General features: G+C 70.3%; 11 protein-coding genes and 1 tRNA gene. 5 read left to right on the forward strand and 7 right to left on the reverse strand.

Going from position 1 to position 11,141, the window contains the following annotated elements; genetic code table 11:
* Positions 1-228: 228 nt before the first annotated feature.
* Entirely contained in the window at positions 229-1,050 is an 822-nt protein-coding gene (locus ACTJI8_RS06120) for an ABC transporter permease (protein ID WP_440732535.1), read from the reverse strand.
* Positions 1,047-1,991, reverse strand: a complete 945-nt coding sequence (locus ACTJI8_RS06125) for an ABC transporter ATP-binding protein (protein ID WP_440732536.1) — start codon at positions 1,989-1,991, stop codon at positions 1,047-1,049. Before ACTJI8_RS06125 ends, ACTJI8_RS06120 begins: the two co-directional genes overlap by 4 nt.
* Before the next feature lie 286 nt (positions 1,992-2,277).
* Between ACTJI8_RS06125 and ACTJI8_RS06130 the strand changes: the two genes are divergently transcribed.
* A tRNA-Gly gene (locus tag ACTJI8_RS06130) sits at positions 2,278-2,351 on the forward strand.
* Positions 2,352-2,421: 70 nt separating this feature from the next.
* Here ACTJI8_RS06130 and ACTJI8_RS06135 read toward each other — a convergent pair.
* The 3 genes from ACTJI8_RS06135 to ACTJI8_RS06145 are packed head-to-tail and all read right to left on the reverse strand — an operon-like array spanning position 2,422 to position 4,733.
* Positions 2,422-2,946 carry a putative glycolipid-binding domain-containing protein gene (locus ACTJI8_RS06135; protein ID WP_440732537.1) on the reverse strand — a complete coding sequence of 175 codons (525 nt, stop codon included), beginning with the start codon at positions 2,944-2,946 and terminating at the stop codon, positions 2,422-2,424.
* A gap of 7 nt (positions 2,947-2,953) precedes the next feature.
* Positions 2,954-3,433, reverse strand: coding sequence for a VOC family protein (locus ACTJI8_RS06140; RefSeq protein ID WP_440732538.1), 480 nt, complete (start codon positions 3,431-3,433; stop codon positions 2,954-2,956).
* The gene (locus tag ACTJI8_RS06145) at positions 3,408-4,733 is read right to left on the reverse strand and encodes an FAD-binding oxidoreductase (protein ID WP_440732539.1); all 1,326 of its coding nucleotides are present in this window, start codon (positions 4,731-4,733) and stop codon (positions 3,408-3,410) included. The genes ACTJI8_RS06140 and ACTJI8_RS06145 overlap by 26 nt, the downstream gene beginning before the upstream one ends.
* A 264-nt stretch (positions 4,734-4,997) precedes the next feature.
* On the opposite strand from ACTJI8_RS06145, the gene ACTJI8_RS06150 reads away from it, so the two are divergent.
* Positions 4,998-5,315: a DUF2853 family protein gene (locus tag ACTJI8_RS06150; protein ID WP_440732540.1), complete on the forward strand. Its 318-nt coding sequence runs from the start codon at positions 4,998-5,000 to the stop codon at positions 5,313-5,315.
* Positions 5,316-5,433: 118 nt separating this feature from the next.
* Positions 5,434-6,348, forward strand: a complete 915-nt coding sequence (locus ACTJI8_RS06155) for a cyclase family protein (RefSeq protein WP_440732541.1) — start codon at positions 5,434-5,436, stop codon at positions 6,346-6,348.
* A 32-nt stretch (positions 6,349-6,380) separates the two neighbouring features.
* On the opposite strand, the gene ACTJI8_RS06160 is transcribed toward ACTJI8_RS06155, so the two are convergent.
* Complete coding sequence (locus ACTJI8_RS06160; protein ID WP_440732542.1) at positions 6,381-6,581, reverse strand: hypothetical protein; 201 nt, start codon at positions 6,579-6,581, stop codon at positions 6,381-6,383.
* A 146-nt stretch (positions 6,582-6,727) separates the two neighbouring features.
* Between ACTJI8_RS06160 and ACTJI8_RS06165 the strand changes: the two genes are divergently transcribed.
* The gene (locus tag ACTJI8_RS06165; protein ID WP_440732543.1) at positions 6,728-7,267 is read left to right on the forward strand and encodes a GNAT family N-acetyltransferase; all 540 of its coding nucleotides are present in this window, start codon (positions 6,728-6,730) and stop codon (positions 7,265-7,267) included.
* 118 nt (positions 7,268-7,385) lie between these two features.
* A complete protein-coding gene (locus ACTJI8_RS06170; RefSeq protein ID WP_440732544.1) occupies positions 7,386-9,026 on the forward strand; it encodes an acyl-CoA dehydrogenase family protein in 1,641 nt (546 codons plus the stop codon).
* A gap of 146 nt (positions 9,027-9,172) precedes the next feature.
* Here the strand turns inward: ACTJI8_RS06170 and ACTJI8_RS06175 are convergent, their stop codons facing one another.
* Complete coding sequence (locus ACTJI8_RS06175; protein WP_440732545.1) at positions 9,173-10,894, reverse strand: phospholipase C; 1,722 nt, start codon at positions 10,892-10,894, stop codon at positions 9,173-9,175.
* Between the last annotated feature and the right edge of the window lie 247 nt (positions 10,895-11,141).

Below are 11,141 nucleotides of genomic sequence, written 5' to 3' on the forward strand. Positions count from 1 at the left end.
GGATCCTCCAGGCGATCACGGGCGGGCGCAGGGGCACCGCGACTGCCGCGGGCTGCGACGAGCCGTACCTTCAGCCAACCGCGCACCACGAGGCCGGCACATCCGCTTCGGGGAGGATCCGGTCCGCCCCGGGGTGGTCCTCAGGTACCACATCCTCCGGCGGCGTCCGCAGACGACATCGCCCCCTCCGCACAGTGCGAAAGGGGGCGATGTCGGCAGATCCGCGGGTCAGGCGTCGCGCGAGCGCAGCACCACCCAGGATCCGAGCAGGCCCGCGGCGACCCAGGCGCCGAGGGTGAGGAACGCCACGCCTGCGGACATCGGCGCGGTGTCGCTGGGCAGGATCGCGTTCTGCGCGGCCGACAGCGGCAGGTAGTTCGCGGCGTCGAGCACCCACTTCCAGGACTCGCCGGCGAAGGCGAAGAAGTTCGACATGATCGGCAGCACGAACAGCAGTCCGACCGTGGCAGCGATCGCACCGGCGCCCGAGCGCAGCATGAAGCCGAACGAGACGCCGATCAGCGCGCACACCGCCATCGTCGCGGCGGCGGCGAGCAGCGGCAGGATCACCTTGTCGGGCGCACTCCACTCGAGGCCCTGGCCGTGCGCGCCGAGGATCGCCGACACGAGGACGGCGGCGACCACGAACATCACCAGCGACGCGAGGAACAGGAACACCCCGAGTACCACGGACTTCGCCACCAGCACGCGCCCGCGGCGCGGGTCGGCGGTGAGCGTGGAGCGGATCATGCCCGTGGAGTACTCGCCGGTGACGGCGATCGCACCCAGAATCCCGGCCAGCAGCGCGGTGAACTGGATCGGCGTGACCACGGCCATGATGCCGTTGAGCCCGCGCGGTGCCTCACCGGAGGTGGTGAGGGCGAATGCGATCAGCACGGCGATGCCGATCGTGAGCGCGGCGGTGATCGCGATCGACCACCAGGTCGAGCGCAGCGTGGTCAGCTTGATCCACTCGCTGCGCAGGCTCCGCGGGAAGCTGAGACGGAACCGGCCCGGCAGGGCGGGGACAGTAGGGGCGACGGCGCTCATGCGACCACCTCCGGGATCGGGGCGACGGCTTCGGGCACGGCGCGGGTGCGGTATTCGACGGCCTCGCCGGTGAGGGCGAGGTAGGCGTCCTCCAGCGAGCCGCTGGTGGGGGTGAGCTCGTGCAGGGCGATGCCGCGCTCGGCTGCCAGGTCGCCGATCCACCACGCCTCGGGGCCGGTGACGTCGATCGTGTCGTGCCCCGAGCCGTTGACCACGGCGCCGGCGGCGAGGAGCAGATCCGCCAGCTCGGCGGCGCGGGGGCTGCGGACGCGCACCTGGGCGGTGGTCCACTGCTGCACGAGCTGGGACATCGGTGCGTCCGCGAGCACCTGGCCGCGGCCCAGCACGATGATGTGGTCGGCGGTCTGCGCCATCTCGCTCATGAGGTGGCTGGAGAGCAGTACCGTGCGCCCCTCCGACGCGGCATGGCGCACGAAGTTGCGCACCCAGAGCACGCCCTCGGGGTCGAGCCCGTTGACCGGCTCGTCGAGGATCAGCGTGTGCGGGTCGCCGAGCAGGGCCGCGGCGATGCCGAGGCGCTGCCCCATGCCGAGCGAGAACCCGCCCGCGCGCTTGCGGGCGACGGATCCGATGCCGGCGATCTCGATCACCTCGTCGACGCGCTTGGAGGGCAGGCCGTGCGTGGCGGCGAGCGCGCGCAGGTGGTTGCGGGCGGAACGGCCCGTGTGCACCGCCTTGGCGTCCAGCAGCACGCCGACCTCGGTGAGGGGCGCGTGCAGACGGCGGTACTCCTGACCGTTCACGGTGACGCGGCCCGCGCTCGGACGGTCCAAGCCGACGATCATGCGCATCGTGGTCGACTTGCCGGCGCCGTTCGGCCCGAGGAAGCCGGTGACGGTGCCCGGCCGCACGGTGAACGACACGTTGTCGACGGCGGTCTTGGGTCCGTATCTCTTGGTGAGGCCCTCTGCGGTGATCATGTCTTCGACGCTATGCGGCGGCTGTGCCTCGTCGCATCCCTCTGGAGGATGACTCCAGGGATCCCCGGGGATGATTCCGGAAACCCCGAACGTCGCCCGCCCCTGCCCGGGCTCCTCGCGGGTTCTCCCCTCACTCCGTTTCCCTCCCCTCACCTTGTTTCCCTCCCCCGGTCGGCGCCCGTGCGGGGAGGGAAAGTCGCGGCGGGGAGGGAAACCGTGCGATGAGGCAGGGCGGATCCGGGATCCCGTGGGCGTTTGTTATGCTGGCCAGGCGTCACCGACGCACGGGGCTGTAGTTCAATGGCAGAACTTCTGCTTCCCAAGCAGACAGCGCGGGTTCGATTCCCGTCAGCCCCTCCACTCCGACAAGGCCTCCGTCACCGACGGGGGCCTTCGTCGCGTCAGACGCCGTACGGATCCCGCTCCGGGGCTACTCCCGCACGCGCACGAACAGTCCCGGGTACTCGAGCACGAGCCCCGCGGCGTCGACGAGGATCTCCCGGCGGAAGTCGCTGTCCCGCGACTCGTAGAGGTAGCGCTCTCGGCTGAGGCACGTGTAGCGCTGCGGATCCGGCAGCACCTCGAGCGCGTCGGTGACGTAGGCGGTGACGATGTCCCGGGACTCGCCGGGTCTCAGCGCCAGGCGGCGGATCGGCAGCGTGTTCGTGAAGGGGCTGAAGGACAGGTCGATGTCGATCGCCCCACTCAGGTCGGGGCGCGGCACGTCGTTCACCCGCCATTCGCCCGCCGACGATCGGGCCAGGCGCAGGGTTCCGACGCGGTCGTCCTCGACCGTTAGATCTGCGAACTCCCACCGCTCCGTCAGCCGGGCGGCATAACGGATCACGCGACCAGGGCTCTCCACGACCGATGTCGCATCCACGCCGCCCGTCGCGACGGACAACTCCAGCGTCTCCGTGCTCCCCGTTTCGACGCCTCGCCAGCGGATCCGCATGACGCCGTCAACCGATCGACTCGGCGAGGGAGACGATGATGCCCTCCGGACCGCGGACGTAGGCCATCCGGATGGCGTGCTGCCATTCGCCGACGCCGCCGACCAGCGCGTATCCGTCCGCCACGACCTGGTCGATCATCGCGTCGAGGTCGTCGACCATGAAGGCGACGTTGCGGATGCCGAGCTCGTTCGCCATCGGAGCCGGCGAGCCGGGCTCGTGATCGGGGCGGGTGAAGCTGGACAGCTCCAGCGTCGTGCCGCCGGAGGGAGCGCGCAGCATGACGATCCGAGTCCGGGCGTCGGGGATCCCGATCACCGTGTCGAGGAATTCGCCCTCCACGGCCATGGGATCGCCGAGAACCTCCAGCCCGAGACGGGCGAAGAACGTCGTAGCCGCCTCCAGGTCGGCGACCGTGATTCCGACGTGGTCGAAACTGCGCACCCGCGGTGCACGGGCGGGGTCAGACAGGGGTTTCTGCGTGCTCATCCTCGAACCTCGTTCCTGTGTGCGGGTCGCTGCCCGCGGGCTGAATGGCGTGCGGGAAGTCGAAGAACCGGTGCGGGTCGTAGCGCAGCTTGATTCCGGCGAGACGGTCCGCGTTGGCGCCATGGTAGGCGGCCAGCGCATCCTCCAGTAGGAGGTCGGGGAAGTTCGGATACACCCGTCCGGATCCGGCTTCATGGGCGGCGTTCCAGGAATCGTCGATCCACGGGTCGCCGGGGTCGCCGACATGCTCCAGCAGGAAGCGGGTGCCACGGTGCGCGAACGCGGTCTCACCCGAAGCCACCCGGTTGTACGCCCCGCCCATCGCCGTGTACGAAAGCCTGCGCGGCCTGCTGCGGTCCGCGTCGGCGAGCAGCGACAGGATCCGCTCCAGGATCGGTTCTTCGATCGTGTGCTCGAAGAACTCCGACCGCAGGCGGACCGGACGCTGCGGCAGCGAACGCCGCTCGTCGGCGTGCGTCTCCTTCACGGTCGAGTACGGCACCGGATCTTCCACCCGCAGCCGCGCCGACCCGGCTCTGCCCAGGAGCTCCCGCAGCCACGCGTTGGTCACGGACGCGGGAAGGCTCGAGGCTCCGACCGCGCGGACCTGCAGACCGGGGACACCCGGCTCCAGCTCGACGACCAGATCGACGGTCAGGCCGTCGGGTGCATCGGGGGCGTGCTCCTGCCAGGCCGTCACAAGAGCACCGAGGTCGACATTCCCCGGTATCGCGACCTCGACACGGGAGACCATGGGCTCGGGCACGGTCGCGAACCGGAACGTGCCGACCACCCCGAACTGGCCCCCTCCCGCGCCGCGCAGCGCCCAGAACAGATCCGGCTCGCGATGCTCGTCGCAGTCGACGATGTCGCCGTCGGCGAGCACGACCCGGGCGCCGATCAGCCGGTCGCAGGTCAGCCCGTGCTGCCGTCCCAGCAGACCGATCCCGCCGCCGAGGGTCAGGCCCGCGATGCCCACGGTCTCCCCGCATCCCGCCGGCAGCGTGCGTCCCACCGCATGCAGTGCGCCGTACACCCGGCCCAGCCGGCACCCTGCGCCGATCGTCGCCGTACCCGACGGATCGACGCGGACCTGATCCATCGCGGCGAGGTCGAGCACGATGCCGTCGGTGGTGGATCTGCCGGCGAAGCAGTGGCCACCGCCCCGCGGCACCAACCGCATCCCGGTCGCCGCGGCGTGACCGATCTCCCGTGCGATGTCACGCTCCGACGCGCACGCGACGACCAGCGACGGCCGCACGCCTGACGACGCGGTGCGATGCTGGTCTGGTGCGGACATGACTCGACCGTACGAACCACGTAGGCGCTGAGGATTGAACAGAACGCGCATCGTCCAGCACTCCGAGGAGGCCCGCCGGATGCTGCCGGCGGTGCCGACGTGTCGAACACCGCACGAGGATCGCCGGCCGGCTCACGCACCACGGGTACGGCATCAGATCCCGCTGTCAGTTTCCTATGGGTGTCTGTTGCTGTTCGGATGCGGCCTCTAGGCTCTCTGGCGAGCGCGGCACATCCGAGCCGAGCCGGAGCGAAGGAGTTCCCTATGGCCGACTGGGCCGCTGACGTCAAGATCTACCGTCCCGACGCCGATGATGCTGCGATCGCGGGTCTGCTCAAGACCTACCGACTCGTCATGGACAGCCAGGACTCGGCGTACGTCGCATTCTCCGACAAGGACGAGGTCGAGACCGTCAAGACCAATTTCCTCAAGAAGAAGCTCGGCCTCACGGAGTCGGACGCGGTGCTCGACGCCGCGCTCGACGAGGTCAAGGAGACCATGAAGGCGGACCGCACCAAGAGCCGCATCACGGTCTACTACCTCCTCGCGGAGAAGTTCGGCAAGCTCGGCCTGTTCCACTGAGCGCCCGCTTCGATCACCAGAAGGACCCGCATCCGCTACGGAAGGTGCGGGTCCTTCTGCGAAGCACGAGACTCCGCCATGGAGGCGTCGACCCCCGGATCATCGACATACTGGCGGGATGACCTCTCCCGAGTATCGCGCGCGCTTCGGCTTCGACATCGCCTTCGCCAACGGCGGCGGGATGCACGGCGACGGCTTCCGCCTCGACCTGCCTTCCCCCGATCTGGACGCCGAGGCGATCGGCGCGCTCCTGATCCGCCACCTCGGTCTCGCACTCGTCGAGTCGGTCGTGCTGCATCGCCTCGAGATCGTCGCCGAGCAGCACCGCGGCAGCCGCGGGGTCGAGGCGACGACGCCCGCGCCTGCCCGCCGCATCGTGGATCTGTCGCACTCGATCCACGCCGGCCTCGTCACCTACCCCGGCCTGCCCGCGCCCGAGATCACCCCGTTCCTCACCAGGGAGGACTCGAGGGCGAAGTACGCGCCCGGCACCGAGTTCGCGATGGACGTCATCACGATGATCGGCAACACCGGGACGTACATCGACTCGCCGTTCCACCGCTACGTCGACGGCGGAGACCTGTCCTCGCTCCCCCTGGAGAAGCTCGTCGACCTGCCTGCCGAGGTCTTCCACCTCACCGACGCCTGGTCGTCCGACCGTCGCGGGATCGGATCCGCGACGCTCGCCGACCGCGACCTGCGCGGCGCGGCCGTGCTGCTGCACACGGGCTGGGACCGGCTCTTCGGCACTCCAGAGTACGGCCGGGGCGCGCCGTTCCTGACCGGAGCCGGAGCACAAGCGCTCGCCGACGCCGGGGTCGCTCTCGTCGGCATCGACTCGCTCAACATCGACGACACCGAGTCGGGAGGCGAGCGCCCCGCGCACTCGATCCTGCTCGCGGCAGGGATCCCCGTCGTCGAGCACCTTGCGAACCTGGGCTCGCTGCCTGCGCGCGGCGCCCGGTTCACTGCCGCTCCACCGGCCGTCGCGGGTTTCGGGACTTTCCCGGTGCGGGCGCACGCGATCGTCTAGCCCGGCCGCGCACGCGACAGGGCGGCCCGCCGTCAGAGACCCTCGATCGCCCCCTCGAACCCGAGCATCGTGTCCACCTCGGGCGGCGGGATCAGGCCGTCGTCGTCCTCGTCCCGGGGTGGACCGTTCTCCGCAGACTTCTGCTCGTGGACCGGCGCTTCGACCTGGTCGTCGTCGTTGTCGTGCCCCATCTCATCCTCCTTCACGAGGGAGCCGGTCAGCGACGCCCTCATCTGCATATCCGCCCGCGGCGGGCCTGATCCCGCCCTGTTCTCCGCAGGGTATGCCGCCGTGCAACGCGTCACAAGGGGACGGTCCTCTTCGGTCCGCGGCGCCGGTCGCGACCGCGTTGTCCGGACCTGCGGGTAGCGTGACACCCATGTCCACAAGACCCGCTGTCACCCTTCGCGCTCGCACAGACGCCGACCTCGATGCGCTCTACAGCATCGCGACGGATCTGGACACGTGGGAGGAACGCAACCCGGGCCGCCCCGCCGTTCCGCCCCGCACCGCGTGGGAGGAGCGTCTCACGGCGCGAGAAGCGGATCCGGGCAGCAACCGGAGCTTCGTGATCGACGTCGCCGGCGAAGCCGTCGGCAACGTCGGCCTGTTCGAGATCGACGAGGTCGCGCGGCACGCCGAGGTCGGCATCGCGCTCATCCCGTCCGCCCGGGGCAAGGGCATCGGCACCGAGGCCATGCGGCAGATACTGGAGTTCGGGTTCGTGCGCGGCAACCTGCGCCGGGTGCATCTCGAGGTGATCGCGTCGAACGCCGCGGCGATCCGCTCCTACGAGAAGGCCGGCTTCGTCGTCGAGGGGCGCCAGCGCGAGCACGCCTGGGTGCGCGGGCGCTATGAGGACATCGTGCGGATGGGGCTGCTCCGCGACGAGTGGCGCGAGAACCGCGCGGCCGACTGAGCCCGCCTCGCCGGCGTTCCGGCCCTCGTCGAGCGCGACGGCCATCCGCACGCCGACGGTGAGCCCACGCGGGGGGATGGCGTAGCGTCGGATCAGACCGCGATCGAAGGGGATCCGCATGGCGACGCACACCGTCACGAACCAGGCGCCGCCGCGGGAGAGCGTGGACGAGTTCGCACTCGACCTCCCCCTCGTCGAGGGTGTGCGACGGCACGGCGCCTCCTGGGCCGAGCCGGAGCTCACCGCGACCGGGCAGCTGGTCGGATCCGCCGCCTTCCAGCACGACGCCGAGCTCGCGAACGTGCACGAGCCGGAGCTCGTGGCGTTCGATCGCTGGGGGCGCCGCATCGACGAGGTCGAGTATCACCCCGCCTACCACCGGGTGATCGGCGCCGCGATCGCCGCCGGAGCTCACACCGCCGCCTGGGCGGATCCGCGCCCCGGCGCGCAGGTCGCCCGCGCCGCGCAGGTCCTGCTGTTCGCGCAGATCGAGCCCGGCCACGCCTGCCCCGTGTCGATGACGCACGCGGTCGTTCCCGCGCTGCAGCAGTTCGGGTCGGCGGACCTGCAGGACGAGTGGATGCCGCGGCTGCTCTCGCGGGACTACTCGCCCGCGCTCACCCCCGGCAAGACGTCCGCCCTGTTCGGCATGGCGATGACGGAGAAGCAGGGCGGATCCGACGTGCGCGCGAACCGCACCTCCGCGGCGCCGACCGGCGACGGGTCCTGGATCCTCACCGGGCACAAGTGGTTCTGCTCGGCGCCGATGTCCGACGGCTTCCTGGTGCTCGCGCAGGCGCAGGCCGGGCTCAGCTGTTTTCTCGTGCCGCGCGTGCTGCCGGACGGATCCCGCAATCCGTTCCTCATTCAGCGACTCAAGGACAAGCTCGGCAACCGCGCGAACGCCTCGAGCGAGGTGGAGTTCGACGGCACCCTCGGCTGGCTCGTCGGCGAGGAGGGTCGCGGTGTCCGCACGATCATCGAGATGGTCAATCAGACCCGATTGGACTGCATGCTCGGCACCGCCGCCGGGATGCGTCAGGCGACCGCCGAGGCGATCTGGCACGCGCAGCACCGATCGGCCTTCGGCGCCCTGCTCGCCTACCAGCCCGCGATGACGCAGGTGCTCGCCGATCTCGCCGTGGAGGCCGAGGCCGCGATCACCTCCTCACTGCGGGTCGCTGCGGCCTACGAAGCCGACGCGCCTGCCGAGGACGAGCCGTTCCGCCGGCTCGCGACGGCGGTGCTCAAGTACTGGATCTGCAAGCGCGGGCCCGGCCACGCCTACGAGGCGCTGGAGTGCCTGGGCGGCAACGGCTACACCGAGGCGTTCCCGCTCGCCCGGCGCTACCGCGAGCAGCCCGTGATGGCGGTGTGGGAGGGATCCGGCAACGTCATCGCGCTGGACGTGCTGCGCGCGATCGCCCGCGAGCCGGAGACCGCCGACGCGCTGCTGGCGGAGGTGCGCCTCGCCGCTGGGGCGGACGAACGTCTGGACGCGCACATAGCCGGCACGGAGCTGCTGCTGCGCGCAGCGCAGCGCGATCCTGCGTCCGCCGACGCGCAGGCCGGAGCGCGCCGGCTCACGGAAGCCCTCGCGGTGGCGCTGCAGGGCTCGCTGCTGATCCGGCACGCACCGGTCGCCGTCGCCGACGCCTTCGCCGCGTCCCGCCTCGGCGACGCACGGGGCTTCCTCTACGGAGCCGCACCCGCAAGGGCCGCCGCCGCAATCGTCGTCCGCCACGCCGGCGCGCCATGAAGGCTTTTCGCCGACCCGGCCCTTCGACAGGCTCAGGGACCGAACGTTGACACGGCGGCCCGGTCGCTCACTCGGAGCGCCCGGGCCGTCGTGTCCATGCGCGGGCCGGCTCTCGAGGAGGCCGGCCCGCGTGTGCCGGTCGGGCGTCAGCTGCAGCCGCCGCCCTGTCCGAGGTGCTTGCCGTTGTTGCCGGCGCAGTAGGCCGGCTGGACGATCGTGCCGGTGGCCGGATCCAGCGTCAGGTTCGCATCCTTGCGCGGATGCGAGAGGTCGAGCATGTTGCCGAGCGAGCCTGCGACCGCGTCCAGAGAACCGTCGCCGAGCCGGCCGAGGCCCCAGTTGTCCTCGATGAACCGCAGGATCGACGACTGCTGCGTGACGGTGTGGTCGACGAAGTCCTTCTTCGCGAACGGAGAGATCACCAGGAGCGGCTGACGCGGGCCCGGGCCGCAACGGTCGGCGTAACCGCCGAGGATCGGCGTGCCGGAGGCCGACGCATCGAGGCACCAGGCCGCATCGTTCTGCGGATCGTTCGACGCGTTGGTCACCGTCGCCGCGACGTGGTCGTACCAGCCGTCGGAGTCGTCATAGGCGAGCACGATCGCCGTCGATCCCCAGTTCTTGGACTTCTGAATGGCGTTGATCTCGTTCACGACGAACGTCTGCTCGTCGATCGGATCCGAGTACGACGCGTGCCCGTCCTGGTAGTTCGGCGCCTTCAGGTACGAGACCGCCGGCATGTTGTCGGTGTCGACGACCTTGTTGAAGTCGGTGATGTCGTACTGGTGGTTGGCCTGGCCGGCGTGCCCGATCTCGGCGTCGGAGGCCGGGGCGAGGTGGTGCGGGTTGGCGGTCGACGCGAAGTACTGGAACGGCTCGTGATGCGGGTTGTAGTCGGTCGACGAGACACCGGCCACGTTCGTGTGCGTGGTCGTGCACTGCGCGTAATCGACGCCCTTGATCGTCTTGGTGCTCTGCGGCGTGAAGCCGCCCTGGAACCAGCCCCACGACACGTTCTTCTCGTTCAGCAGATCGCCGATGTTGCGACCCTGCATCGCAGCGAGCGCATAGCTCTTCGCGTGGCTGCCGTCGGAGCAGTCGTCGAAGGCCGGATCCGGGTCCTCCGTCATGGTGCCGACACCCTGCGCGTCCGGACTCTTCACCGTGTACGGGTCGGGGGTGGCCGTCTGCGCGCCGGTGAACGGGTCGACGCTGATCACGCCGTGCGTCTGCCCGGAGACGAGGTTGAGCGCACCGGGGCTCGACGGGCCGAAGGTGTCGGAGAAGCTGCTGTCGCTGAGCGCGTAGTGCTGGGCGTAGTTCCACAGGCCGGTGACGGTGTTGCCGTCGTAGTAGTCCATGGTCATGCCCGGGGTCGCATACCGGGGATCACCGGGGTTGCCGCAGGTGTCGGTGCTGGTGTTCTCGACGAAGCGGTCCATCGCGCCGCCGTTGTACGCCTTCTGCTCGGCGAGGTACTCGTGGTCCTGGTCGCAGGTGACGGCCTGACCGGGGGTGAGTCGCTTCGGCTGCACGGTGTTGGGGTTGTTCGGCGCGAGCAGGCCGGCGTTCGCGAGGGTCGCGATGTCGGTCGGGGTGTCCTTCGCGGCGGTGAACGCGGAAGCCGGCGCCCCCGTGCCCTGGACCGTCTCGCCCGCGATGTTCGCGGCATTCGGGTAGGTCGCGAAGTAATGGTCGAAGGAGACGTTCTCGCCGAAGATCACGACGACGTGCTGGATCGGGGTGGACGTGGCGGCAGCGGGACGCGGAGCAGCGGCGGCCGGCAGCGCGCCGGCCGCACCGCCGGCCGCGGCCGCCAGCACGAGGGCGCCGAGCGCCCCGGCGGTGCCGAATCGGGAACGGAACATCGAGGGACCTTTCGTGAGAGGAAGGGGCCTCGATGCCGTGGAGGACGCCAGGCGCTCCCCGGCATCGGGTCCCGCACCGAAAGTAGGCCTGCGCGGCCAGCGGCGACAGGGGTCATGGGCATCATTCCCGATCCGTTCACCGGATCCATCGGGTTCTCCCAGGAAAGCGGCCCGCGAAGACGCGCGTGCGCTCAGGAACGCCGGCCCGCGGGCCTCTCGCGCCGAAGGTCGGCCCCCGTCAGGGAGA

Origin of the sequence: Microbacterium sp. 22303 (genome assembly GCF_052045265.1) — a bacterium.
In the GTDB taxonomy this organism is placed as follows: Bacteria; Actinomycetota; Actinomycetes; order Actinomycetales; family Microbacteriaceae; genus Microbacterium.

What these genes read in the sequence shown, in the direction of transcription:
- ACTJI8_RS06160 (WP_440732542.1), bottom strand. Translation starts at nt 6,581, where the DNA reads ATGAGGGCGTCGCTGACCGGCTCCCTCGTGAAGGAGGATGAGATGGGG.
- ACTJI8_RS06140 (WP_440732538.1), bottom strand. Translation starts at nt 3,433, where the DNA reads ATGAGCACGCAGAAACCCCTGTCTGACCCCGCCCGTGCACCGCGGGTG.
- ACTJI8_RS06175 (WP_440732545.1), bottom strand. Translation starts at nt 10,894, where the DNA reads ATGTTCCGTTCCCGATTCGGCACCGCCGGGGCGCTCGGCGCCCTCGTG.
- ACTJI8_RS06125 (WP_440732536.1), bottom strand. Translation starts at nt 1,991, where the DNA reads ATGATCACCGCAGAGGGCCTCACCAAGAGATACGGACCCAAGACCGCC.
- ACTJI8_RS06170 (WP_440732544.1), top strand. Translation starts at nt 7,386, where the DNA reads ATGGCGACGCACACCGTCACGAACCAGGCGCCGCCGCGGGAGAGCGTG.
- ACTJI8_RS06145 (WP_440732539.1), bottom strand. Translation starts at nt 4,733, where the DNA reads ATGTCCGCACCAGACCAGCATCGCACCGCGTCGTCAGGCGTGCGGCCG.
- ACTJI8_RS06120 (WP_440732535.1), bottom strand. Translation starts at nt 1,050, where the DNA reads ATGAGCGCCGTCGCCCCTACTGTCCCCGCCCTGCCGGGCCGGTTCCGT.
- ACTJI8_RS06135 (WP_440732537.1), bottom strand. Translation starts at nt 2,946, where the DNA reads ATGCGGATCCGCTGGCGAGGCGTCGAAACGGGGAGCACGGAGACGCTG.
- ACTJI8_RS06150 (WP_440732540.1), top strand. Translation starts at nt 4,998, where the DNA reads ATGGCCGACTGGGCCGCTGACGTCAAGATCTACCGTCCCGACGCCGAT.
- ACTJI8_RS06155 (WP_440732541.1), top strand. Translation starts at nt 5,434, where the DNA reads ATGACCTCTCCCGAGTATCGCGCGCGCTTCGGCTTCGACATCGCCTTC.
- ACTJI8_RS06165 (WP_440732543.1), top strand. Translation starts at nt 6,728, where the DNA reads ATGTCCACAAGACCCGCTGTCACCCTTCGCGCTCGCACAGACGCCGAC.